Annotated in this window: 20 protein-coding genes; 10 read left to right on the top strand and 10 right to left on the bottom strand. The window is 55.2% G+C overall.

Annotated features, from left to right (window positions below; all coding sequences use genetic code 11):
- Positions 1-97: 97 nt before the first annotated feature.
- On the bottom strand, positions 98-517 hold the full coding sequence (locus J2I47_RS02875; RefSeq protein ID WP_207363034.1) for a hypothetical protein: 420 nt from the start codon (positions 515-517) through the stop codon (positions 98-100).
- 534 nt (positions 518-1,051) lie between these two features.
- Here J2I47_RS02875 and J2I47_RS02870 point away from each other — a divergent pair.
- The gene (locus tag J2I47_RS02870; protein WP_207363033.1) at positions 1,052-1,720 is read left to right on the top strand and encodes a hypothetical protein; all 669 of its coding nucleotides are present in this window, start codon (positions 1,052-1,054) and stop codon (positions 1,718-1,720) included.
- On the opposite strand, the gene purN is transcribed toward J2I47_RS02870, so the two are convergent.
- Positions 1,706-2,299 carry a phosphoribosylglycinamide formyltransferase gene (gene purN / locus J2I47_RS02865; protein WP_207363032.1) on the bottom strand — a complete coding sequence of 198 codons (594 nt, stop codon included), beginning with the start codon at positions 2,297-2,299 and terminating at the stop codon, positions 1,706-1,708. The two genes, J2I47_RS02870 and purN, sit on opposite strands and share 15 nt — an antisense overlap.
- 175 nt (positions 2,300-2,474) lie before the next feature.
- Here purN and tal point away from each other — a divergent pair, with 175 nt between their 5' ends.
- Complete coding sequence (gene tal, locus J2I47_RS02860) at positions 2,475-3,575, top strand: transaldolase (RefSeq protein WP_207363031.1); 1,101 nt, start codon at positions 2,475-2,477, stop codon at positions 3,573-3,575.
- 223 nt (positions 3,576-3,798) lie between these two features.
- On the opposite strand, the gene tkt is transcribed toward tal, so the two are convergent.
- From tkt to J2I47_RS02845, 3 genes are read right to left on the bottom strand one after another with little or no spacing between them, the layout of a single operon-like run.
- Positions 3,799-5,850, bottom strand: a complete 2,052-nt coding sequence (gene tkt / locus J2I47_RS02855) for a transketolase (protein ID WP_207363030.1) — start codon at positions 5,848-5,850, stop codon at positions 3,799-3,801.
- 57 nt (positions 5,851-5,907) lie between these two features.
- A complete protein-coding gene (locus tag J2I47_RS02850; RefSeq protein WP_207363029.1) occupies positions 5,908-6,852 on the bottom strand; it encodes a DUF4249 domain-containing protein in 945 nt (314 codons plus the stop codon).
- A gap of 7 nt (positions 6,853-6,859) precedes the next feature.
- On the bottom strand, positions 6,860-9,283 hold the full coding sequence (locus J2I47_RS02845; RefSeq protein WP_207363028.1) for a TonB-dependent receptor: 2,424 nt from the start codon (positions 9,281-9,283) through the stop codon (positions 6,860-6,862).
- A gap of 175 nt (positions 9,284-9,458) precedes the next feature.
- Between J2I47_RS02845 and J2I47_RS02840 the strand changes: the two genes are divergently transcribed.
- On the top strand, positions 9,459-9,746 hold the full coding sequence (locus J2I47_RS02840) for a hypothetical protein (RefSeq protein WP_207363027.1): 288 nt from the start codon (positions 9,459-9,461) through the stop codon (positions 9,744-9,746).
- Positions 9,747-9,915: 169 nt separating this feature from the next.
- Here J2I47_RS02840 and J2I47_RS02835 read toward each other — a convergent pair whose 3' ends face one another.
- From J2I47_RS02835 to J2I47_RS02820, 4 genes are all read right to left on the bottom strand, one after another.
- Complete coding sequence (locus tag J2I47_RS02835; protein WP_207363026.1) at positions 9,916-10,872, bottom strand: DUF4249 domain-containing protein; 957 nt, start codon at positions 10,870-10,872, stop codon at positions 9,916-9,918.
- Positions 10,873-10,924: 52 nt separating this feature from the next.
- A complete protein-coding gene (locus tag J2I47_RS02830; RefSeq protein ID WP_207363025.1) occupies positions 10,925-13,348 on the bottom strand; it encodes a TonB-dependent receptor in 2,424 nt (807 codons plus the stop codon).
- A gap of 527 nt (positions 13,349-13,875) precedes the next feature.
- Positions 13,876-15,288, bottom strand: a complete 1,413-nt coding sequence (locus tag J2I47_RS02825; RefSeq protein ID WP_207363024.1) for a Gfo/Idh/MocA family protein — start codon at positions 15,286-15,288, stop codon at positions 13,876-13,878.
- 133 nt (positions 15,289-15,421) lie between these two features.
- On the bottom strand, positions 15,422-15,718 hold the full coding sequence (locus J2I47_RS02820; RefSeq protein WP_207363023.1) for an SCP2 sterol-binding domain-containing protein: 297 nt from the start codon (positions 15,716-15,718) through the stop codon (positions 15,422-15,424).
- A 266-nt stretch (positions 15,719-15,984) separates the two neighbouring features.
- Between J2I47_RS02820 and J2I47_RS02815 the strand changes: the two genes are divergently transcribed.
- From J2I47_RS02815 to J2I47_RS02795, 5 genes are all read left to right on the top strand, one after another.
- Positions 15,985-16,446 (top strand): hypothetical protein, encoded by a 462-nt coding sequence (locus J2I47_RS02815; RefSeq protein WP_207363022.1) that lies wholly within the window; start codon positions 15,985-15,987, stop codon positions 16,444-16,446.
- Between the two features lie 100 nt (positions 16,447-16,546).
- The gene (locus J2I47_RS02810) at positions 16,547-16,756 is read left to right on the top strand and encodes a GDCCVxC domain-containing (seleno)protein (protein ID WP_207363021.1); all 210 of its coding nucleotides are present in this window, start codon (positions 16,547-16,549) and stop codon (positions 16,754-16,756) included.
- Between the two features lie 287 nt (positions 16,757-17,043).
- Positions 17,044-17,817: a methanethiol S-methyltransferase gene (gene mddA / locus J2I47_RS02805; protein ID WP_207363020.1), complete on the top strand. Its 774-nt coding sequence runs from the start codon at positions 17,044-17,046 to the stop codon at positions 17,815-17,817.
- Between the two features lie 160 nt (positions 17,818-17,977).
- A complete protein-coding gene (locus J2I47_RS02800) occupies positions 17,978-18,322 on the top strand; it encodes a response regulator transcription factor (protein ID WP_207363019.1) in 345 nt (114 codons plus the stop codon).
- A 76-nt stretch (positions 18,323-18,398) separates the two neighbouring features.
- Positions 18,399-20,249, top strand: a complete 1,851-nt coding sequence (locus J2I47_RS02795) for a glycoside hydrolase family 2 protein (protein ID WP_207363018.1) — start codon at positions 18,399-18,401, stop codon at positions 20,247-20,249.
- On the opposite strand, the gene J2I47_RS02790 is transcribed toward J2I47_RS02795, so the two are convergent.
- Entirely contained in the window at positions 20,244-20,720 is a 477-nt protein-coding gene (locus tag J2I47_RS02790) for a MarR family winged helix-turn-helix transcriptional regulator (protein WP_207363017.1), read from the bottom strand. The genes J2I47_RS02795 and J2I47_RS02790 overlap by 6 nt on opposite strands.
- Positions 20,721-20,806: 86 nt before the next feature.
- Between J2I47_RS02790 and J2I47_RS02785 the strand changes: the two genes are divergently transcribed.
- A complete protein-coding gene (locus J2I47_RS02785) occupies positions 20,807-21,208 on the top strand; it encodes a GlcG/HbpS family heme-binding protein (protein WP_207363016.1) in 402 nt (133 codons plus the stop codon).
- Positions 21,209-21,301: 93 nt separating this feature from the next.
- Positions 21,302-23,731, top strand: a complete 2,430-nt coding sequence (locus J2I47_RS02780) for an alpha-L-rhamnosidase-related protein (RefSeq protein ID WP_207363015.1) — start codon at positions 21,302-21,304, stop codon at positions 23,729-23,731.
- The last annotated feature ends 26 nt before the right edge of the window (positions 23,732-23,757 follow it).

Below are 23,757 nucleotides of genomic sequence, written 5' to 3'. Positions count from 1 at the left end.
GTGGATTTGAACCGAAATATGGAGGCGAATCCATTCTGTATCTGCATTTAACGGCTGTCCGATAATATCCTGCCGTTTACGTGCCAGGTCCGGCTAGTCAGTTCTCCTGCCGCGTTGCTTCCTGCTCACTTCTGTATTTCACCGCCAGCCCTTCCATGCTGTACCCGTTGGTGGTGGCGGTGGTGTAGTATTGGTAGGTTACGTTCACCAGCGCAGTGGCCCCAAGGCGCTGCGCCTGTACGGTCAGTTTAGCCAGCATAGCGTCTTTTTCAAGCATGGAGTTGCCCCGGCTCAGCATCCGTCCGCCGCGCACTTTTTGCTTCGTCTGAATGGGCACTTCCTCGCTGATGTAGAGCAGCTTGATGTCGTCATACGGCCTGCCCGGCTGCTGATCGGCGTAGAAGATGTCGATAGGGTATTTAGGGCCAGTCGAGATCGGGATGACAGGACGAAAGCAGGCTGTCTGCGATAGCAGCAAGATGATGCCTATCAGAACAGAACATTTATTTTTAGTCATAACAGCGCAGGGTATAAATCTGGTATAGTAGTTGTTATAAATAGGTAATTACATACAATCATAAGATTTTAACATCATATGAGTAATTCCCTAGTATACGCATTAATTCTGTTTGCACTAAATACACTTACCGGGCTCTCCGCAAGAGCACAAGTATTCTCTGAGAACTTTGAAAACGTGGCCAATACGGCGGCGTTAACAAACAAAGGATGGGTAATTTCCAGTACAGTAAGCATCATCGCCCCCGCATCTTCGCCCCCACCTATCAGTGGCACAGCCAGCATTCAATATGGTTCTGTTTCCAATACAAGCTCCGATCAGATCAATACGCCAGCCATAACTATACGCTCAGGCACGACCGTTTCGTTCAAAGCAACGGCCAATAATACAGGTGGCAATAAAGCAAGTCCTACATTAACTGTATACCTGGCTACATCGGCGGTATCGCCAACGGTTGTCGCCACCATAGCGGTCATTCGTACGGGGCCCGGGTCAACTTCGCTGGGCAGCACGGCTAACTCATTTAATTTTGTCGTGCCAAACACAGTCTCCTATCCAGCTAATTACCGAATCCAGTTTTCGGTGGTTGGTAGTGGCGGCAACGGCACGGTTACGCTCGACGACATCGTCACGACCAACACCACGGTATTACCCGTTACGCTTGTTTCCTTTAGCGGGCAACCTGACCCCGAAGGTAACATGCTGCTCAACTGGAAAACCAGCAGTGAGGCATCTAACAGAGCCTTTGTGGTGGAACGAAGTCATGACCTTCAGCAATGGCACATGTTGGGCGAAATACCAGGTGCTGGCACATCTGGCCAAAGCCATACCTATCAGTTTATCGACACACAACCACTCCGGACAGGCTACTACAGGCTGAAGCAAATCGATGACAACGGTATGTTTACGTACTCCAAGCCTATCGTGCTGATTAGCAGGACTAAAACAGACCCGCTTAGTATCAGTTACAAAGCGAATCAGCGCGAGGTAGCGTTTCAACAAAATCCCGACGATATAGCTTTCCCGGTTGCTGTGCAGTTCTATTCATTGTCGGGGCATCTGCTGTCAACGGATTTGGTTGCTCAGCCAGCAAGTCTATTCACTATAGCTGCCCCTTCGGCAAGAAATCCACTGGTCATTGTACGCGTGGTAGACGCTGTTCAACAGGTACTGGTGACGAAAAGAATTTTATTGACCGATTAAGCCGTCAAGGACTTCCACCACCACACGAGGATAATGGGCATATTCGAGGGCGTGAATTTTCTGCGCCACGTCGTCGGGGGTATCGGTCGGCTCGACGGGGCAGGCAGCCTGGAAAATAACGGCACCTTCGTCATAGTGTTCGTTCACAAAATGGATGGTAATACCGGTTTCGGTTTCGCCCGCCGCCACAACCGCCTCATGTATGTGATGACCGTACATGCCCTTGCCCCCAAATTTGGGTAGCAACGCAGGATGGATATTGATAATCTGTCCCGAAAACGCCTTCACCAACGCAGGTGGCACCAGCCACATAAACCCCGCCAGCACAATCAGGTCGATCTGCTGCGCCTTCAACAGGCGCACAATACGGTCGGTTTGGTAAAACGTGGGCCGGTCGAAGATGAGTACGGGCACGTTTAGCCCACAATCGAACCCACGTCGCGCCCGGTCGATAACCCCAGCGGCAGGGTTGTTTGTCAGGATCAACGACAACTCTATATGCTGATTACCAACAATATACTGAGCAATTTGCTGGGCATTACTGCCCGAACCGGAAGCAAAAATAACGAGTTTTTTCAAGGGAGAACGGAGAACAATGAGCAACAAAGGTAGGAGAGCCTGATTTGGGGAAGCAGGCTTTTATTGAGGCCGTCACCCGGAGTGATAGGCTCAATAAAAGCCTGCTTCCCCAAATCAGGCCAACATTAGGCACGCAGCCGGGTTTATTCCTGTTGACATACCAAAGAACTACTTTATGGAAACCAACCGCGTAAAACAAATACATGATTTCGAGCAAAGTATCTGGCTTGACCTCATCGACCGGCAACTGATGAACAGCGGGTCGTTGCAACGGCTCATCGACGAAGACGGCGTACGGGGGCTGACCTCTAACCCGGCCATTTTCGAGAAAGCCATCAGCGGCAGCAGTGATTACGACGACGATATCCGGCGGCTGGCGCAGGAAGGCAAATCGAACGACGACATCTTTTACGGGGTAGCCATCAGCGATATTCAACGCGCCGCCGACATTTTCCGGCCCGTGTATGACGACGAAGTGGTAGGGGCCGATGGCTACGTGAGCCTGGAAGTGTCTCCCCGGCTGGCCCTCGATACCGACGGCACCATCAAACAGGCCCGCGAACTGTGGAAAGCCGTTGACAAGCCCAACGTGATGATCAAAATTCCGGGAACGGAAGCCGGACTGCCCGCTATTCAGCAGGCCATTGCCGACGGCATCAACGTCAACGTAACGCTGCTTTTTGGCCTGGAACGCTACGAAGCCGTTGCCGAAGCCTACATTGCCGGGCTGGAAGAACGCGCCGCCAAAGGTCTGGCTATCAATAACATAGCCTCCGTAGCCAGCTTTTTTCTCAGCCGTATCGACGTGCTGGTTGACCCGATGCTTGACGAAAAAGGAGCCGGTGACCTGAAAGGTGAAGTGGCGATTGCATCGGCGAAAAAGGCCTACGAAATCTACAAGCGCGTGTTCAGCAGCGACCGTTTCCAGAAGCTGCGCGACAAGGGCGCCACGCCGCAACGCGTACTCTGGGCCAGCACCAGCAGCAAGAATCCGGCGTTTTCGGACGTGAAATATGTGGAAGCGCTGATTGGTCCCAAAACGGTAAATACCCTGCCCCTGGAAACCCTCGAAGCCTACCGCGACCACGGCCAGCCCGAAGCTCGCCTAGAGCAGGACATGGACCACGCCACGCAGGTGTTAGCCCGCGTAAACGAAGTAGGCATCGACCTGCTGGCCGTGACCACCCAACTGGAAACCGAAGGCATCGACAAGTTTATTAAGCCCTACGATAAGCTGCTGGCAGCCATCGACGAGCAGAAAAAGGCACTAGTGTAAGGGCATGCCGTTGTGTGCCGTTGTCGCTTGGCTCTGGCCGAGTGACCCATATCAAAGGGCCTCCGGCCCGTAGTGCGACGTTGAGATAGTTGGTAAAACCCTCTCAAGTTCAAACTACGGGCCGGAGGCCCTTTGATATGGGTCACTCGGCCAGAGCCAAGCGACAACGGGACAACGGCACCCCCGGCAGAGCCGAGCGACAATGACCTGGCAACGTCTCCCCTTACGACAGCACCTCTTTTTCTTCCATTTCCTCGGCATTGCCCGCCATGACAGCCTGGGCTTTTTTCACGACGTTGTCTACCGTAAAACCGAAGTAGGCCATCACCTCGTCGGCGGGGCCAGAAAGGCCGAACCGGTTCATGCTTAGGGAAGCACCCTCGTCGGTGACGTATTTGTGCCAGCCAATGGGTGATCCCATTTCTACCGAAAGCCGCTTGCGAACGGTGGGTGGTAACACCTCGTGCTGGTAGGCTTTGTCCTGCTTTTCAAACAGTTCCCACGAGGGCATACTCACCACCCGCGCTTTCACACCCTGTTTTTGCAGCTCGGTTTGGGCCTTCATCACCAGTTGCACTTCCGAGCCGGTGGCAATCAGAATCAGGTCGGGTGTACCACCCTCGGCTTCGCTGAGGATGTAGGCTCCCTTTTCCAGCCCCCGCGCCGAGCCGTATCGGGTCTGGTCGAGAACGGGCAGTTTTTGCCGCGACAGGATCAGCACAACCGGCGTTTTGGGTTGCAGCATCGCCACACGCCACGCCTCAACGGTTTCGTTGGCATCGGCGGGACGAAGCACAATAATGTTGGGAATGGTACGCAGGCCAACCACCTGCTCCACAGGCTGGTGTGTAGGCCCGTCTTCGCCGAGACCGATGCTGTCGTGGGTGAACACAAACGTGGCCGCCGACTCGGCGAGGGCGGTAAGGCGAATGGCCCCGCGCATGTAGTCTGAGAAGTTCAGGAACGTGCCGCCGTAGGGACGGACGCCGCCATGCTGCGACATACCGTTGAGGGCCGCGCCCATGGCATGTTCGCGCACACCGAACCAGATATTTGTGTCTTCGTAACGCCCCGGCTGGAAACTCACATCACCTTTGGTGGGCATCTCATTGGACGAAGCCAAATCGGCCGACCCGCCAAACAAGTACGGAATACTATCTTTCAGGGCTGTCAGGGCCTTACCCGATGCCTGTCGCGTAGCCATGTCGCCATCGGCGGGAGTGAACCTGGGCAGGTTGGCGTCCCAGCCGTCGGGTAACGATCCGGCCCCGGCAAACGACGTTTTGAACTGCTTCGATTCTGCCGAAAACGCCTTTTCAAACGCAGTGAACCGGTTGTTCCAGTCGTCCTGCACCGCTTTTCCGCGCTGACCGAGTTCGTGTAGATGGGTACGTACCTCATCAGGAATAACAAATGACTGGTTGGGGTCGAAGCCGAAAAATTCCTTCGTCTTGCGAACGTTTTCTTCCCCCAGAGGGCTGCCATGTGTTTTGCTGGTGCCCTGTTGCGGACTACCAAAACCGATGATAGTGCGCACGGCGATAATCGACGGTCGGTCATCCGCCTGTGCGGCTTTGATAGCGGCTTCGATAGCGCCCAGATCGTTGCCATCGGCTACGTGCTGGGTATGCCAGCCGTAGGCGTCGAAGCGGGCCATGCGGTCTTCGGTAAACGCCAGATTGGTTGGTCCGTCGAGCGAGATCAGGTTATCGTCGTAGAGGTAAATCAGCTTGCCCAGTTTCAGATGGCCCGCCAGTGAGGCCGCTTCAGACGCGATGCCTTCCATCAGATCACCGTCGCTCACGATGGCGTAGGTATAATGGTCCATCACGTTATGCCCTTCGCGGTTATAGGTAGCGGCCAGGTGCGCTTCGGCCATAGCCATACCCACGCCGTTGGCGAATCCCTGCCCCAGCGGTCCGGTGGTCACTTCCACGCCCGCCGTCAGGTTCGATTCGGGGTGGCCGGGCGTTTTGGAATGCAGTTGGCGGAACCGTTTCAGCTCGTCGAGCGGCAGGTCGTAGCCGTACAGATGCAACAGGCTATACAGCAAGGCCGACCCGTGCCCCGCCGACAACACAAAGCGGTCGCGGTTGGGCCAATGCGGATCCTGCGGGTTGAAATTGAGGAATTTCGAGAACAGCACGTAGGCCATCGGTGCGGCACCCAACGGCAAGCCGGGATGGCCCGAATTGGCCTGCTGCACCATATCGACAGATAATAAACGGATGGTATTGACGCTTAACTGGTCAAGATCGACAGCGTGGTCAGTCATGGTTGTAGAGGTTGTTTCTCCATACAACCCGTTTAACCAATGGACTGCTTAATTTTTTTATTTCAGCAGCAGCACCTTTTCTGTCCGGTTGTAGGCAGCGAAACAGCCAAGCCCCCCCGCAATATTAGACGGAATCAGTACGGGTTCGGCAAACGGGCTATTGCCCACCTGACGTTGCCGAAAAACAGCGTCGGTATAGCGATAGTAGCTTTCTTCTGTGCTCAACAGTTGCGCCACCACCCGCGCACCCGGATACGTGTAGGTCACGTATTCGGCGGCTTTGGGATCGCCCTTCTGCACTGCAATTGAGGCTACATTGGCCGACTGCGAGGTGAGCAGCCCCCCCTGCTGGCGGTCGTCGCTGAGCACATTACCTGTAACTCTGTCGCGGTTGAATGAGAGGACGAGGATATTGGGCACGGGCACTTCGCTCTGCCCGCCAATGGGGTAGGTAAACTTGCTGTCGCGCCATTGAAAATAGCCCCCATACTGATAGAAGTTGGTTTCGGTGGCCGGGTCCTCCCACACAAAACTGATCCGGTAAGCTTTGTTTTTGGTGGTGCCGGTTGTGGTAATCGTAGAATCGAGGCTGATGGCACTGATGGGTACGGGTTGAGGTACAGTAGCCTGCGCAGTGACCTGCTTGCCGTCGGGGGTAGAGACCGTGAGCGTATACGTTTGCCCCGTACGGATAGGCATGAGCGCTGGGCGGGCCTGATACAACTGCCGGGCACCGTTGTAGCGCATAACCACTACCTGACCACCTGTTGAGAGGGTGACGGTTGCGTTTTCGACCACGTATGGCTGCGCTTCACTGGGCTCAATAAGCACCGGTTTCGACCGCGACACCTTCACCGTCAGCAGGGTATCCTGCGGCGAGATATAGCTGTTGACCACCAGCTTTGCGCCCCCCGCGCTCAACACCGAGGGGTTCACCTCATTGCGCAAACTGCCACAGCCGGTCAGTAGCATCAGGGAAACCAGGTAGACTAAGGTTTTCATCAGCGGATCAGAATTTGTAGGCGTAGCTCACCGATGGCACAATAGGAAAGACCGAATACTTGTACAACGCCGTCATGTCGGGCTGCCCAACGGGCTGTCGCTTGCTTTCGATGTTGTAGAAAAATGGGTTGCGGCGGTTGTAGGCGTTGTAGGCACTAAACTCCCAGACACTCTCGTGGGTAGGGCGTTTTCGGTGAAACTGCACGCCCAGATCAAGCCGGTGGTAGGGTTCAGACCGAAATGTGTTTTTCTCCGGGCCAAAGTCCCGCACCCCCACACTGGTGTAGAGCGTAGGCTGCACGTTGGTCACTGCCCCCTGGTCGTTTTTAATGTAATCAATACCATTGCTGAGGCCATAGGCACGGTAGCGGGCGGTAGGCACGGTGAGCGCCTGGCCCGTACCGTAGACCCACGTAGCCGAGAGGGTAATGCGGGGGCTGAGGTCATACAGGCCCACCACCGAGATGTCGTGCCGACGGTCGTAGCGGGGAAAAAACGGGCGTCCTCCGTTCAGTTCGGCAAACTGCCACTGCGTCCAGGAGAGGGTGTAGCCCACCCAGCCGCTAAACCGGCCTTCTTTCTTTTGCAGCAGCACTTCGGCCCCATAGCTCCAGCCCCGGCCCGCCGTCACGTTGTCTTCCCACTGCACCCGCCGCGCTGAGGTAGGGTCGTCGATAAGCAGAAAACTGGCCCCTTCGCGGTAGTTGATGATGTTATCCATCCGCTTATAGTAACCCTCCAGGGTGAGGGCAAAGCCGGTTGAGGCAATGTCTTTGGCCAGTCCCACCGCCACCTGTTGCGACTGCTGGGGCTTTACCCGGGCAGTGGTGGGCACCCAGAGGTCGGTAGGTAACCCAATACCGGTGTTGCTCAGCAGATGAACATACTGGTTCATCAGTGAATAGGACGCCTTCAACGACAGGTCGGGCCGAATGACATACCCCAACGAAAGCCGTGGTTCGGGCCGAACGTAGGAGACGCCACTGCCTGTAAATGAACTAACCCGTAGCCCCCCGTTGATGCGCCAGTGGTCGTCGGGTTTCCAGGTGTCTTCGGCATATAGACCAGCCTCGATCACGTCGATCTGGTCAATCTCACGCCGGATGTTGGCCAGGCTGTTGTTCTGCAACACAATGGCGCTGGGCGTGAAGCGGTGGGCGGTTGCCTGCACCCCAAACCGCAACGCGTGGGTAGGCACGGGGTAGTAATCGAGGTCATGTTTGACGGAAAAGTCGCGGATACCCGACGTGTAATCGAGCACAAACCGGCTCTGCGCGTCAATCAGCTGGTTAGCGGCAATGTCGAATTTATAATCACTGAAAATCAGCGAGGTGTTGGCAAATAGTTTCTGCGAGAACTGGTGGTTCCAGCGCACCGTGGCGGTGGCATTACCCCAGCCCATGCCCACGCTGGTACCGTCTACATTGTCACTGGCATAGAACCGGTCGCGCCCGAAATAACCACTCACGTAGACCCGGTCGCGGGGGCTAAGGTCATAGTTGATCTTGGCGTTGAGGTCGTAGAAGTAATAACCCGCTGATGTTTCGCCATTGGTCTGCGCCTTCACAATTGGAGCCGACACAATATCGAGATACGTGCGCCGGGCCGACACGATAAATGATGAGCGGCTGGGCTTGCCCGGCGCTGGTTTATTAAGGGGGCCTTCAAGCAGTAACCGACTGGCAATCAGGCCTATTCCTACCTCGCCGTGGAGTTTGTCGCGCGCCCCGTCTTTCATCGTCAGGTCGAGCACCGAGGAGAGCCGCCCCCCGAACCGGGCGGGAAAACCACCCTTGGTCAGTTCCACGCTCTTAAGCGCGTCGCCGTTGAAGACCGAGAAAAAGCCGAACAGGTGCGAGGCGTTGTAGACCACCGCATCGTCGAGCACGATCAGGTTTTGGTCCGGCCCGCCGCCCCGCACATACAGGCCGCTTTGCCCTTCCGAGCCTTTCTGCACACCGGGCATGAGCTGGAGCACCTTGAGCACATCCTTCTCGCCCAGCAGGGCGGGAATCTTTTTGATCTGGGCGATGGGCAGGTCGATCTGGCTCATCTGCGGGCTGTCGCTCACCCGTCCCTGTCCCCGTCTTTCGCTAATAATTACTTCGTCCAGCTGCTGCCCCGGCACAAGATCAACAGACAGCGTCTGACTTTGGCGAAAGGACAGCGTACGGGTTTGGGACTGGTAGCCCACCAGTGAGAAGATCAGCGTAACCGAATCGGCTTCGGGCAGGGTAAGCGAGTAGAAGCCAAATGTGTTCGTCTGGGCACCAACCGGCCTGTCGGCTAATCGGACAGTAGCGCCCAGCAGGGCCTCACGGCTACCCGCTTCACGAACGTAGCCGCTGATGGTGGTGCGGGTGGGTGATTGGGCAATAGCGGTGACTGTCAGCACCAACCAGCATAGCAAAAGGTAGAGCGTTTGTCTCATACGTATAGTTACGCGCAAAACTGCGAAAACTACGTGACATCGCCTGCTACACCTACCGATAAGTCAGTATTGCCTACGGTAGCTCAATGCCTGGTGGTCTGCTTTGGCCCTGAGCCGACCTTAACGAGGTCGTCTGACAAGAACCTCACTATCAACTACAAATCAATTTTATATCATGCGTCTTCGCACTACCTCCCTCATCGCCGTAACGACGATTATTTTTTTGTTTGGCTGTAAAAAAAGCGATTCCGTCGCCGCAGTAGACTCCTGCCAACTGGCCGGTACGCGGGCACAAGCCTATTCCGACGCCATAGTAGCTTATTCTAAAGCGCAGACGCCAGCTAACTGCACGGCCGTCAAAACTACTGCCAACGCTTATCTGGATGCCGCTGCCGGCTGTACAACCGTAACGCAGGCCCAAATCACGGCCGCAAGGGCATCGGTTAATGATCTGAAATGCTAGGGTATTTCAGGACCAGCGGGGCGTAACATGCGGATACCAGAATGAATATTTCTGGTCCGCCTGTTACGCCCCGCTGGGGCTTTGCGTTGGTGAGCCTGTACTATGTGTAGGCTACTACCGATGTTGCGCCCCGCCGGGCCTGGCGAATCTTGCAACTAAACCCCAGTTCCTACTTTAACAGCAACACCTTCTCGGTCCGGTTGTAGGCGGCAAAACAACCCAGGCCGCCCTTCACGTTGGTCGGGATGGGTACCGGCTCGGCAAAGGGGTTGGTACCTGCCTGCTTCTGCCGCAATACGGCCGATGTGTAGGTGTAGAAAAACGCATCGGTATTGGCCAGCCGTAAGGTGAGCCTGGCGCCGGGCAGGCTTTTGCCAACCGACAGGTGTTTGATGGCTTCTGCCGCGTTGGCTTCCTGTTTGTTTATGGTCAGCGTAACCACATCTGCCGATTGGGTGCTCAGCGCACCACCCTGCTGCAGGTTGTCGCAGATCAGGTTATCGGTTGTGGCCTGGGTGATAAACGGGAGCGGTGCTACTGCTGGCACGGTCGACTTTACTTTTCCATTGGCCGTGGGGGCTATTTTGCTATTCCAGGCAAAATAACCGCAATACATGTAATAGTTAGTTTCAGCCGTTGGGTCCTGCCACGTAAAATGAACGCGAAACGATTTCTGCCACTCGGTGCTGGTGCTGGAAATGGTCGAATCGAGCGAAATAGAACTGATCGGCACCTGGTTGGGAACCGTAGACTGAGCCGTTACCTGCTTACCGTCGGCAGAGGTCACGGTCAGGGTGTAGGTTTTGCCGGTCTGGATGGGCAACAGCGTTGCCTTGGCCTGGTAATATTCAGCCGTGTTGTTGTAGGTAAACAAAATGCTTCGGCTACCGTCTGATAGGCTTACCGTGGCATTATTGACGTTGAACGGAGGCACTACAGCCGCCCCGGATACCGCCGGTTTCGAGCGCGACACTTTCACTTTCAGGAGAGTATCCTGCGGGGAGATATAGCTATTGACCACAATTTTTTCACTCTGATCATTCAGCATCGACGGGTTGACCTCCGTTTTCAAATTAGTACAGGCAGTTATCAGCAATACGGGCAACAGGTAAAAAAGAGATTTCATGTTGATAAGAATGTTCACGGTTTGGTGATCTCAATAGGTTAAAAAAGAACGGTTAAAACTTGTACGTGTAGCTCACGGACGGCACTACGGGAAACACAGAATATTTGTAGAGGACGGTAGCCACCGGTTGACCAACACCCTGCTTTTTGCCTTCCAGGTTGTAGAAAAACGGATTGCGGCGGTTATATACATTGTAGGCACTAAGCTCCCAGATACCTTCGTGTTGAGGGCGTTTGCGGTGGAACCGAATGCCCAGATCGAGGCGATGGTATGGCTCGGCACGGAAGGCATTCCGTTCGGCAGAAAAGTCAGATACACCGGTGTTGTTGAACGCCGTCGATGTGCTGGCCGGGGTACCGCCCTCCTGCATGTCCGCGTTGGTGTTCAATCCAAATGCCCGGTAACGCGCCGTGGGTATAGTCAGGGCCTGCCCCGTGCCGTAGACCCACGTAGCCGATAGCGTAATTTTGGGGCTGAGGTCATACATGCCCACCACCGAGATGTCGTGCCGACGGTCGTAGCGGGGGAAAAAGGGGCGGCCCTCATTCAGATCGCTGAACTGCCACTGCGTCCAGGAGAGGGTGTAGCCCACCCAACCGCTAAACCGGCCTTCTTTCTTTTGCAGCAGCACTTCGGCCCCGTAGCTCCAGCCCCGGCCCGCCGTTACGTTGTCTTCCCAACGTGCCCGCCGCGCTGAGGTAGGATCTTCGATAACCAAAAAGCTGGCTCCTTCCTTGTAGTTGATGATGTTGCTCATCTGTTTGTAATAGCCTTCTACGGTCAGCGCCAGCCCCGCATCAGCGAAATCTTTGGCCAGCCCCGCCGCCCATTGCTGCGACTGCTGGGGTTTTACCAGGTCGGTAGTGGGCACCCAGAGGTCGGTAGGCAACCCAATACCGGTGTTGCTTAGCAGGTGAACGTACTGATTCATAAGCGAGTAAGACGCTTTTACCGAAAAGTCGGGCCGCAACATATAGCCCAGCGAGAGGCGGGGTTCGGGGCGGAGGTAAGCCACGCCGGCTCCCGTGAATGAACTCAGCCGCAACCCACCATTAACCCGCCAGTGGGTATCAGGACGCCACGTATCCTCCAGGTACACACCACCTTCCAGCACGTCGGTGGGAGCAGCAGGGCGCTGAATGTTGGTAAGCGTGTTTTGTACAACACTGGCACTGGGCGTGAAGCGGTGAGCCGTAATCTGCACGCCCAGGCGCAGCGCATGGGTTGGGGTTGGGTAAAAATCTAAGTCATGCTTAAACGAGAAATCGCGGATACCCGACGTATAATTCAGCAGGAAACGATTTGTAGCGTCGATGCACTGGTTAGCGTCGATATTGAGTTGGTAGTCGCTGAAAATGAGCGACGTATTGGCAAATAGTTTTTGCGAAAACTGGTGGTTCCAGCGCAGGGTGCCGGTGGCATTGCCCCAACTCAGGCCCACGCTCAGATCGCTGGTGGTATCGCCCGCCCAAAACTTATCCCGGCCCGTGTAGCCACTCAGGTAAATACGGTCGCGGGGTCCGAGGTCATAATTGACTTTGGCGTTGAGGTCGTAGAAGTAGCCCCCGCTGGTGCTGCTACTGTTTTTCGACTTCATGATAGGCGCCGACAGCAGATCGAGGTAGGTGCGCCGGGCCGAGATAATAAACGAGCCACGGCTTGGTTTGCCGTGAGCCGCCTTCGCTAGCGGCCCTTCCAGCATCATGCGGGCGGCAATCAGGCCAACGCCCACTTCACCATGAATTTTGTCGCGGGCTCCGTCTTTCATCGTCAGGTCGAGCACCGAAGAGAGCCGCCCCCCAAACCGGGCGGGGAAACCGCCCTTGGTCAGTTCCACGCTCTTAAGCGCGTCGCCGTTGAAGACCGAGAAAAAGCCGAACAGGTGCGAGGCGTTGTAGACCACCGCATCGTCGAGTACAACTAAATTTTGGTCGGGACCACCCCCCCGTACGTAGAGGCCCGCCTGGCCTTCCGACCCTTTCTGCACACCGGGCATAAGCTGGAGCACCTTGAGCACGTCCTTCTCGCCCAGCAGGGCCGGAATTTTCTTAATCTGAGCAACAGGCAGGTCGATCTGGCTCATCTGTGGGCTGTCGCTGACCTGCTTTTGCTGACCATGCAGGCTGATCACTACTTCGTCAAGTTGCTGGCCAGCCGTCATTTCTACCTCCAGTGTCTGGTGATGACGCAGGGCCATTGTACGGGTTTGGGGCCGGTAGCCCACCAGCGAGAAGATCAGCGTAACCGAATCGGCCTGGGGCAGCGTAATCGAATAGAAGCCAAAGGTGTTGGTCTGGGTGCCTAGCGAGCGATTGGCCAGGCGGATCGATACGCCGGGTAGTGCTTCGTGGCTACCCGTCTCGTGAACATAGCCGCTGATGGTAAAGCGGTTGGGTGTCTGAGCCAGTACAGGCAACAGTGTAAAACAGCAAAATAAAAGAGTAAGTGTTTGTTTGATTCGTAAAGAAACGGACATAAATCGCTGAGAAAAGTTGCGTACAAATCAGGTGGTTTTACGTTTACATGTAGCTACATGGATTCTGGCGCAAACATACAACGTTGTGACAGTCAATGTATTAATATTGAATTAAGTCGTTGTAAATTTTAACATATGTAATTTGTTTCATTCAAAACAAACACAGAATTATACTATTACTAAGCCCCGACAAAACGTCTTGAGTATATATCCTGAGTAGACAGATGGTCTCGGGCTTAAGAGATGAGTCATGTTCAAGGGGGTATGTTGCGGTACAATCGACTACCAAAAAGAAAGGAGTGATTGCCATAGCTATTGCTAAAACAACCACTCCTTAGACATCTGCTGCAACAAGGTGTCACATCAGTCCGCTACTTTCCTCTCGTTTGTGATACTTTTTGTTCAACTTTCACCTGCGTAGTTTCGCTCTGGAATAGGCCGGTGACGGGCCAGATACACATGAAAGCATGAGTAGTTCCTACAAAATTAAAATAATTGTAAACCGAAGTCACTATACGTTAAACGGTCTATAGCGTGTATCCCCCAGCATAGTTGCGCTTCACAAACTGATTGGCGTAATCGTAGTTGGTGATTTTCATGTTATCACCATCCCAAAGCAGCTTTTTGCGACCAGTGAACTGACCGTTTTCACGGGCGAGGAAACTACGGGTAGCAAGGTTACCCATCAGCACGGTCTCGGTCAACGGTCCGGCCTGATCGAAGCCCGACGAGGTGTAGGCGCCAAATCCTTGCTTGCAGGCCTTCACCCACTGCTGCTGATGGCCTTCGGTCTTGCCCTCCACCAACGGACGGATGGGCGCCGGAGCAGCCTGGTTTGCAAATTTCTCAACAGGAAACAGTTTGAAGTTATCGCCGAAAAGCCCTCCCGACAGCATGCCTTTGGTACCAATAAACAACATGCCCCCGTCCTGCGAGGCAAACAGTTGCTCATAGGGTACGCCGTCGGGCAGGGCGGGCCGGATGCCCCCATCGAACCAGGAAAACTTGATTTCTTTTACTTTCCGGTCGTTCGACGGAAACGTCATGTGCACCGATGACGAGGGTGGACAAACGTCGTCGAAGTAAGCCTCCTGGAAAAAATCGGCATAGACCGACCCCACACTGCACTCTACTGAGGTGGGGTATTTGAGGTTGAGCGCCCGGAAGGGTACATCCATAAAGTGGCAGCCCATGTCGCCGAGGGCACCGGTGCCAAAATCCCAGTAACCCCGCCACCGGAACGGCATGTAGGCCGCATGGTAGTCGCGGTAAGGGGCCGTGCCCAGCCATTTGTTCCAGTCTACTTCGGCGGGTACCGGCTGCGATTCCTTCTTGTCTTTTGGCGATTGCACCCCCTGTGGCCATACGGGGCGGTTTGTCCAGCAGTAAACGGTGTGGACGTGGCCAATGACTTTGTCCTGAATCAGTTGTTCAATGTAGCGGGTCGAGTCGCCGCTGCTACCCTGATTGCCCATCTGCGTCACCACCTTGTTGCGGCGGGCGGCTTCAGTGAGCATCCGGGCTTCGTAGATGTCGTGGGTCAGGGGTTTTTCCACATACACGTGCTTACCCATATTCATAGCCGCCATGGCAATGGGCGCGTGCATGTGGTCGGGCGTGGAGACGATCACCGCGTCGACTGTTTTGCCGGCTTTATCGAGCATCTCGCGGTAGTCGCGGAAGTAGGGCGCATTCGGAAACTGCCCCCGGAACTTCACCGCCTGCCGGTCGTCGACATCGCAAAGGGCCACGATATTATCGGTCCCACCGTTATGGGCCAGCCGGATGTTGACGTCGGCCTTGCCGCCGCAGCCCACAGCGGCAATATTGAGTTTGTCGGAAGGGGCCACAAACCCCCGCCCCAGCACGTGGCGGGGCACAATAGTAAACGCGGCAGCGGCCAGCGAAGCCGACTTGATAAAGGTTCTGCGGGAAGTCATGAAGGGTAGTTTAGGGGTTGTTTGTCTGTTTGTGCGTTTGTTTGTTTCTGTCCGTTGTGGTAACTAAACGCTTAACCGCAACGGACAGAAACAAACAAACGCACAAACAGACAAACAACCTAACCTCCTTCCCTTACCCCATTACCTGCCCCATTTTCATGGCGATGCCCATGTCGCCTTTCACTTTCAACTTACCGGTCATGAACGCCATCATGGGGTTCAGGTCGCCGGTGGCCATGCGTTCCAGATCGTCCACTTTCACGTGCAATTCGGTATCGGCGGGCAGGTCGTCGTTAGACACAACGGCGGGGCTCTGCTTACTGTCGATGTAGACAACACCCTGATCCGTAACGAGTTTGGCGGTAGCGTCGAGGCTATCGGCAGTGGCAATGCGGGTACGAATGTTGTCGGTCAGCTCCTGTAGGGTCATATTATTGATCGAAATGCGGTTGTTTTGTGCATCTCCTGTAGTAAAACTATCGCCGTGCCTGCAGGTTTACAAAAGAGTTTAACGTTTGAAGTCCAACGTCTAAGGGTCAATGCCGTTCTGAAGCTCTTTAATCCTGGATGACTTGAGGGATGTTGTTCCTACAACAACTTCGCAGGCGGCCTGGGCAGGGTCGTGTCTGGGCGCGAAGCAACCGCGACGGCGGACCGTTTAAACTTTAGACATTAGACTTTAAACTTCTCCCTAAAATGCGCTCTCAATTCCTCACTATCCTGTGCGTCCTGTCTTTCTTAAGCTGCGGCTGGGGCCTCGCCGAAAGCGGCATTGCGCTTTTTAACCCTGATCGGGTGGCTCAGACGCCTTATACGGGTCATAAAGACACGGGAGCCGGGGAGGAAGATCGCCTTGACCCCAAAAATTTCTATCAGGACAACAGCGCCAACAGCGACAACCCCACCCCCGCCGACCCTGGCCTGGTTCGGCGGCAGAGCCTGGCGCAGTTTGTGTATTCGCTGGTGACGCTGATTGGCGTCATACTGATGTTCCGACTGCGTAGAACAGGCTTTTATGTTTACCTGGCCGGAGTGCTCCTGGGTATCATCATGCCAATTTATTTCGTTGGGTTTGCGGCACTCATTACCTCGTTTGGGGTCTTCGGCAGCGTTCTCTTCGCCGTGATGTATGGGTTTTGTTTACGTGAAATGAAGTAAGGTTTTTTGGACAGGACTTCTTTCTTTGTCCTAACACAACTCCGCTGAATCGAATAGAACCCCCGTTCCTCTACTGAATCCAATCAATCTTGTCCAGAAAATGCGGCTCCTGCTCGAATCTGTGCTGACCTGCCCCAACTGCCGGCATCAACAGGCCGAAACGATGCCGACCGATGCCTGTCAGTTCTTCTACGAATGCCCCGCCTGCCACACGCTTCTGCGTCCCCTTGCGGGCGACTGCTGCGTGTTTTGCTCCTACGGTACTGTGCCCTGCCCACCCATCCAGGCTGGAAAAGGGTGCTGCCAGTAGCCTCCCTGGTTAGCCGCCTGCTGAAACGGTCCGGTTACGGCAACGGCTGAGCCAAGCTGTTGAGCACTGGCGGAACGAAGCGCTGCCAGCCCCCAAAAGCACATTATACTTTTTGCAGCGGTCCAACATGCCGATACGTGTTGATGAACACGCCCGTGGGCGTTACCTCATCGACCTGCCCTGAGTGATCTCCCCACCTTTGGGGATTTACAAGCATTGGTACATGGGCCACCTTTGTCTGGTTGTTTGCTTATCAACCAGCTTCTTCACCTTCACCAGCTAAGACAATGAAAAAGTTAATCGTCTTCCTATACGGGGTACTGGCCTACGTTATCTTCCTGTTTACGTTTCTTTATGCCATCGGATTCGTCGGCAATTTCGTGGTGCCAAAATCAATTGATTCCGGCACTGAAGGCCCCTTTGCACGCTCCTTACTAATCAATGAACTATTGCTGGGGCTGTTTGCCATACAACATAGCGTGATGGCACGGCCCGCTTTTAAGCGATGGTGGACCCGGCTGATTGATCCCGTACTGGAACGTAGTACGTATGTGCTATTGGCTAGTTTGGCCCTGCTTCTACTGTATTGGCAATGGCAACCCTTACCGGCTCTGATTTGGAAAGTAGACACAAAGTTGGGGGCCACGTTGTTGACGGCAATTTCTCTTTCTGGGTGGCTAATTGTCCTTTTATCCTCGTTCATGATCAATCATTTCGACCTGTTCGGTTTAAAGCAAGTCTATAACAACCTGATTAACAGATCAGATCAGGCCATGCGGTTTAAGACCAATCTCTTCTACAACATCGTGCGCCACCCAATCATGCTGGGTTTTCTGATTGCATTTTGGGCCACCCCGGTTATGACACTGGGCCATCTGGTGTTTTCGCTTACAACCACGACCTACATCGTGGTTGCCGTAAAATTTCTGGAAGAAAGAGACCTGCTCAAATCACTCGGAACGGACTATGAGGTATATAAGCAGCAAGTGCCCATGCTCATTCCATTTACAGGCAGACGAACCAGCAAAGCGGCCCCCCCGAAAGCAAAACTGATTGGTTGACATAGCATCATTGATTTTCACGCAAAAAGCCTGCGCATGTTCCTGTGCAGGCTTTTTGCGTGAAAATCACCGAACTCAGTGACAGAAAATCACGCATTTCGGTGGTTTTCTGCGATTGAGATAACCAGGAGCTTTGCTGTACGACTACTGATGTCCAGCCATGCGTGTTATTGTTTATGAAGATACCAGCGCCACGCGCGAAGCCCTTTCTATCCTGCTAGGCGGGACGGTGGATGTTGATTTGGTCGAGATGAAAGCCGGGTTCTTTTTTCGGCCCGCAACGTCCCCTCATACTATGCAATCCGATGCGGAACGCCTGACCCCCCGTGAACAGGAAACCCTCACCTTTTTGGTGGATGGGTTGAGCTATAAAATGATTGCCGACCGCATGGGCGGCATCAGCTACGAAACGGTCCGCTCGTTTATGAAAAGCATCTACCGCAAGCTGCACGTGGCATCGATGACGGAGGCCGTAGCCAAAGCGCTGAAAGACGGGCTGGTATAGTGGGTGCGGTGAATCAGATTCATCGAACCCCCGGCGCGTAGTGGTGTTGCTTGGGTATCACCAGCCTGTCGCGCTAATGCAACCCACGTTCCGAAACCTGAATCCTACCGAAAGTCAGCCCGTTCCGGCGGCACCGGCCCCCTCTCCCATCAACGAATTGCCCCGCGCCGTTTTGCGGCCCAACACCTACATGCTGCTCGACGGCGAGTGGCGGTTTGCCGAAGATGTAGATAACGTGGGCCTGACCGAAAAATGGCAAAACGGCCATAAATACGCCTACACGGCCCATTGGCCCGGCTCCATCGAGTCGCATATTGCCCAGATACGGCAGGACAACGACGGCATTAGCTGGCAGGATTCGGTGGTGGTGTGGTACGAACGCGATTTCGATTTACCCGCCCGTGAACCCGCCACCGGTGACAAGCCAGAGATGATGTATCAGCTTACGTTTGGTGCCTGTGGCTACGAGACGCAGGTATGGCTCAACGGCAAACAGCTCCAAACCATTGAAGGGGAGACGGTTCACTACGGCGAATACACGTCGTTTTCCTACGAACTGGGCGAGAAGTTATTGAAACCCACCAACCGCCTCACTGTGCGCATTGCCGACACCATGGACGCTGATATTCCGCGGGGCAAACAGGAATCGTCGGTGTATAAACGGGGCGGCATCTGGTACCAGACCTATACCGGTGGGGTGCGGTCGGTCTGGCTCGAGCCGGTAGAGCGCAACCGGCTGCGGTCGCGGGTAGGGGTGGTGAGTCAGATCGAAGACAACCTAGTGCGGGTTAACGTGACTACCCGTATTCATGATGCCGGCGACTACATCCTGCGGCTGATCATCACCGATAAGACCAAACCAGAGGCAGGCACGTTGGCAACGTCGGATTTTCCGCTGCACCTTGAATTTGGGCAAAAAAACCAGCGCGTCGTGGTTGAATTACCCGATGCTCAATTCTGGTCGCCAGGAGAACCGCAACTATACAAGCTTACGGCCCAGCTTATTGACAGCCAGGGCAATAAAGCGGAGATAGACGCTCATTTCGGGATGCGCAAAGTAGAGGCGCGAGGCTGCTGCGTCTACCTCAACGGGCAGTCTACCTACCTCGACGGCATCCTCTACCAGCCCGGCACCGCCACCTACGACGAGATGCGGCGGCACTTCTACGCCATGCAAAAATTAGGTTGCAACCTGGTCCGCGTTCACATTGCCGGGGTTGACCCACGGTTGTATAACCTGGCCGACGAACTGGGTTTGCTGCTCTGGGTGGAAGTGCCCAGCCCGCACCGGTCCAATCAACGTAGCCGCCAGAATCACCGCGCCGAGCTAGACCGGATGCTATCGCTGATTGAGGCGCACCCGTCGGTGATCATCTGGAGTTTGTACAACGAAGACTGGGGCGCTGAAGACATTGCTCAAAATGCTGAAACACAGCAATATATAGCCGACACTTATCATTATATGCAGATCAACCATCCCCAGTTTCTGGTGGTCGACAATGACGGCTGGCACCACATTTCGCAGGAAGGGCGATTGAAATCAGACCTGCTTACGGCCCACCTCTACACCCCCGACCTGGAACATTGGAAGAGCCTGCTCGACCGGCTGGTGGCGGGTGACCTGGCCACGGTAGCTTACCGCCCGCTGGTGGTGGGCGACCCCTATTTTTACCGGAAACAGGTGCCGCTGGTGGTGAGCGAGTGGGGCGGTTTTGGGTTTGCCAACTACGGCGGCCCCGCCGACAGCGACGACCGTACCGAGCGGATACGGCAGTTTAAAACCGAACTTCGTGCCCGGTCTATCGCGGGTGACGTATATACCCAGGCCACCAACATCGAAGACGAACGCAACGGCCTGATCGACTTCCACACCGGCGAGCTAACCGTGCCGGAGGGGTTGCTGGGGCCAATACAACCGTCTTCATAAATCCTGTTGCTGTTGTCGCGTTTCGGCAAAGGCAAGCAGGTCCTGCAAGGTTTGAGAAAAATTGGTTAGTCGGCCTTCGCCCAGCACGTTGGCGAAGGCCCAATTCAAATCGGCCAGTGTTGCCGCCAGGTACGTGAGGAAAGCCGTGCCACGGGCCGTTAATAGCACCCGCTGTGCCCGGCTGTCGGTGGGATCAACAGATATCGTTACATAGCCAGAGTTGGCCAGTTCCTTCACCAACCGTCCCATAGTCTGCTTTGTAATGTGTGCCCGTTGAGCCAATACGGTGTTTCGGGTGCCTTCAGGGTCCAGATTACGTAACAACTGCACATGCCCATTCCGCACGTCGGGGTAGCCATCTTTTGCCCAACGATGCTCACTCAGGCCACCCAATAGTCTTGACAATCGGTGTAGATGCCCGACGATGTTGTTTTGCTGAATGTGTTCAACGAGCGCTTTGTGCGTGTCCATAAGCAAAATTAGTCAGCAGGGGTTATTATTTGGTCAGTATAGCTTACTATTGTCTTTTGTTTAACTGGCTTGGCACCACAAAGGACATGCAACAACAGCTGATTGATCAATTAATAAAGGCTGCCCGGCAGGCATCACAACAACAGGGCATTGCTATAACGATAACCCTTGTTGATACTGGTGGCCATATCTGCGCCGTATGGCGGCAGGAGGGCTGTAGTTATTTTGCGCTGGAGAGCAGTCGTCAAAAAGCCGTCACGGCATCACAACTTCGCATTCCGAGCCACGTGGTGGGTGAGCTTGGCCAGAAGTTTCCCACGCTTCAAACTTCTTTTTCCAGTAACAAAGACATCTCCGGCCTACCCGGTGGCTTCCCGGTCATGTGGCAACAATCGCTGGTTGGCGGCCTGGGTATTTCGGGAGGAAACTTTGAGCAGGACCAGGCAATTGGCAGTGCCGTGGTTGCATCACTTACACCCGCAAATTAGCCGGGAAGCCGTACCAAATGCCCTACTGCCTGTCATGAAAAACGGCGGCAAAGCGGTTTCTTTGCGTATCGTCAATCCGTTGCTCACCGCGCTATGCCCCTCCGCTCCTACCGCCCGTTGCTGGCGTTTGTGTTGTTTTTCTGGTCTATAACAACCGGTTTCGCCCAGGCCGTTTTTCAATCGACGCAGCCCGCGCCAACAACCAATAAGTGGCAAAATAGCCTCTGGGAGGCCAAATGGCTGGTTCACCCCACGGCCTCGGCGCGTGCTTACGGGGTGTATCACTTTCGTAAAACGATTAATGTAGCCCAGAAACCTGCCCGCTTTGTGGTGCATGTATCGGCCGATAACCGGTACCGGTTGTTCGTGAACGGGCAGGCCGTGGCGATGGGTCCGGCGCGGAGCGACACGCAGCACTGGAACTACGAAACCGTTGATCTGGCTCCCTTCATGCAGGCGGGCAACAACACACTGGCGGCGCAGGTATGGCACCTGGGCGAGTCGGCCCCGATGGCGCAGATGAGCTACCAACTGGGGTTTGTGATGCAGGGCGACGGTGACGCCGAAAAGGTTGTGAATACCAATAACACCTGGAAAGTGTGTCAAAACCCCGCCTACTCGCCCGTAAAAAACGACATGGCGCGGCTGCATACCTACGTGGTGGTGGGCGACGGCGACCGGGTCGATGGAGCCTTGTACCCCTGGGGTTGGGAACAGCCAGGTTTCGATGATAAGGCATGGACCGCCGCCAGACCGCTGTGGTTTTTGGCCAAAACGCGGGGCCTGGGCAGTGATGGCAACTGGGCGTTGGTGCCGCGTTCTATTCCACCCATGGCCAGTGCGACGGTGCGGCTGAACACCGTGCGACGAGTGGCCGGAGTGACCGTCCCGCCCGATTTTGTACAGGGGAAATCGCCGATTATAGTCCCGGCCAATACCCAGGCTACTGTACTCTTCGACCAAAAAACGCTCACCAACGCCTACCCCGAATTGACCGTTTCGGCGGGAAAAGGGGCTTCACTCACCCTGACCTACGCCGAGGGGTTGATGGACGCGAAGGGCCAAAAGGGCAACCGCGACGAAATCGAGAACCGCACCATGCTGGGCATCGACGATCAGTTCGTGGCCGACGGTGGTCAGAAACGCACCTTCCGTCCGCTCTGGTTCAGAACGTACCGCTACCTGCAATTGAGCGTTCAAACGAAAGACGAGCCGCTGACAATCAACGACCTGACAGGCAAGTATACGGCTTATCCATTTGAGCAGAAAGCCCGTTTCTCCTCGCCCGACAGCAGCCTGAGGCGGGTGTGGGACGTGGGCTGGCGTACGGCTCAACTCTGCGCGGGCGAAACCTACTACGACTGCCCCTACTACGAACAACTACAGTACACAGGCGACACCCGAATTCAGGCCCTGATTTCGCTCTACGTATCGGGCGACGACCGGCTCATGCGCAAGGCCATTCTGGACTATGACGACAGCCGTATTGCCGAGGGCCTCACCCAAAGCCGCTACCCCTCCGCCGACCAGCAGGTGATTCCCACGTTTTCGCTGTTTTGGGTTTGCATGGTCCACGACTACTGGATGCACCGCAAAGACGACGCGTTCATTAACGCCCGGCTGGCGGGTATTGAGAGTGTACTGCGCTGGCACGAAGAGCGGATCGACCGCACAACGGGCCTCAACGGCGCACTGACGTGGTGGAATTTTGTGGACTGGTCGTGGCCCTGGAATCCAACAGACGGTATTGGCGGCGTTCCCGACGGGTCGCACGGGGGCGGGTCGAGCATCTTGAGCTTACAACAGGCCTATACCTACCAAAAAGCGGCGGATGTGTTTGCGCACTACGGCCAAAACCAGAAAGCCGAACACTACCGCGAACTGGCCCGGCGTATCAACAAAGCGGTGATGGAACGCTGCTGGGTGTCCGCCAGGGGCCTTTTGGCCGATACACCAACCAAAAGACAGTTTAGTCAGCATGCCAACATCTTCGGCATCCTGACCAACGCCATTCCCGCCACTCAGCAGCGCGACGTGCTGAAAAAGGTCCTCACCAGCACTCCCTCCGACAGCCTCCGCCCAGCCACGTATTACTTTAAATTCTACCTGTTTCAGGCCCTGAAAAAGACCGGCATGGGCGACGAGTTTCTGCCGCAGCTACAACCCTGGCACACCATGATTGCCAACGGCCTTACCACCTTCGCCGAAGCCCCCGAACCTACGCGCTCTGACTGCCACGCCTGGAGTGCCTCGCCCGTTTACGAATTTTTGTCTACCGTTTGCGGCATCAACCCCGCCGAGCCGGGCTTCCGGTCGGTGCGCATCGAGCCATTTTTAGGCAGCCTCCCCAGCGCCGACGGCACCATGCCCCACCCCAACGGCGACATCTCCGTCCACTTCGAAAAAGCCCCCGGCGGCCTGTTGCGCGGCACCGTCACCCTCCCCCCCGGCCTCACCGGCACCCTCCGCTGGCAAGGTCGCAGCAAAGCATTGGTGGCGGGTAGGCAGGAAGTGAGTTTGTGAAATCAGTGATAAGTTTCTCAGTCGTC

This window comes from Fibrella rubiginis (assembly GCF_017353185.1).
GTDB classification, from domain to species: Bacteria; Bacteroidota; Bacteroidia; order Cytophagales; family Spirosomataceae; genus Fibrella; species Fibrella rubiginis.
Note: the sequence above shows the minus strand (reverse complement) of the source record. Positions and strands in the feature narration are given on the sequence as shown.

Coding starts and splice junctions, on each gene's coding strand:
- mddA (WP_207363020.1), top strand. CDS start 17,044: ATGAAAAAGTTAATCGTCTTCCTATACGGGGTACTGGCCTACGTTATC.
- tal (WP_207363031.1), top strand. CDS start 2,475: ATGGAAACCAACCGCGTAAAACAAATACATGATTTCGAGCAAAGTATC.
- J2I47_RS02800 (WP_207363019.1), top strand. CDS start 17,978: ATGCGTGTTATTGTTTATGAAGATACCAGCGCCACGCGCGAAGCCCTT.
- J2I47_RS02825 (WP_207363024.1), bottom strand. CDS start 15,288: ATGACTTCCCGCAGAACCTTTATCAAGTCGGCTTCGCTGGCCGCTGCC.
- J2I47_RS02830 (WP_207363025.1), bottom strand. CDS start 13,348: ATGTCCGTTTCTTTACGAATCAAACAAACACTTACTCTTTTATTTTGC.
- tkt (WP_207363030.1), bottom strand. CDS start 5,850: ATGACTGACCACGCTGTCGATCTTGACCAGTTAAGCGTCAATACCATC.
- J2I47_RS02815 (WP_207363022.1), top strand. CDS start 15,985: ATGCGCTCTCAATTCCTCACTATCCTGTGCGTCCTGTCTTTCTTAAGC.
- J2I47_RS02820 (WP_207363023.1), bottom strand. CDS start 15,718: ATGACCCTACAGGAGCTGACCGACAACATTCGTACCCGCATTGCCACT.
- J2I47_RS02845 (WP_207363028.1), bottom strand. CDS start 9,283: ATGAGACAAACGCTCTACCTTTTGCTATGCTGGTTGGTGCTGACAGTC.
- J2I47_RS02780 (WP_207363015.1), top strand. CDS start 21,302: ATGCCCCTCCGCTCCTACCGCCCGTTGCTGGCGTTTGTGTTGTTTTTC.
- J2I47_RS02835 (WP_207363026.1), bottom strand. CDS start 10,872: ATGAAATCTCTTTTTTACCTGTTGCCCGTATTGCTGATAACTGCCTGT.
- J2I47_RS02875 (WP_207363034.1), bottom strand. CDS start 517: ATGACTAAAAATAAATGTTCTGTTCTGATAGGCATCATCTTGCTGCTA.
- J2I47_RS02850 (WP_207363029.1), bottom strand. CDS start 6,852: ATGAAAACCTTAGTCTACCTGGTTTCCCTGATGCTACTGACCGGCTGT.
- J2I47_RS02795 (WP_207363018.1), top strand. CDS start 18,399: ATGCAACCCACGTTCCGAAACCTGAATCCTACCGAAAGTCAGCCCGTT.
- J2I47_RS02810 (WP_207363021.1), top strand. CDS start 16,547: ATGCGGCTCCTGCTCGAATCTGTGCTGACCTGCCCCAACTGCCGGCAT.
- J2I47_RS02785 (WP_207363016.1), top strand. CDS start 20,807: ATGCAACAACAGCTGATTGATCAATTAATAAAGGCTGCCCGGCAGGCA.
- J2I47_RS02840 (WP_207363027.1), top strand. CDS start 9,459: ATGCGTCTTCGCACTACCTCCCTCATCGCCGTAACGACGATTATTTTT.
- J2I47_RS02790 (WP_207363017.1), bottom strand. CDS start 20,720: ATGGACACGCACAAAGCGCTCGTTGAACACATTCAGCAAAACAACATC.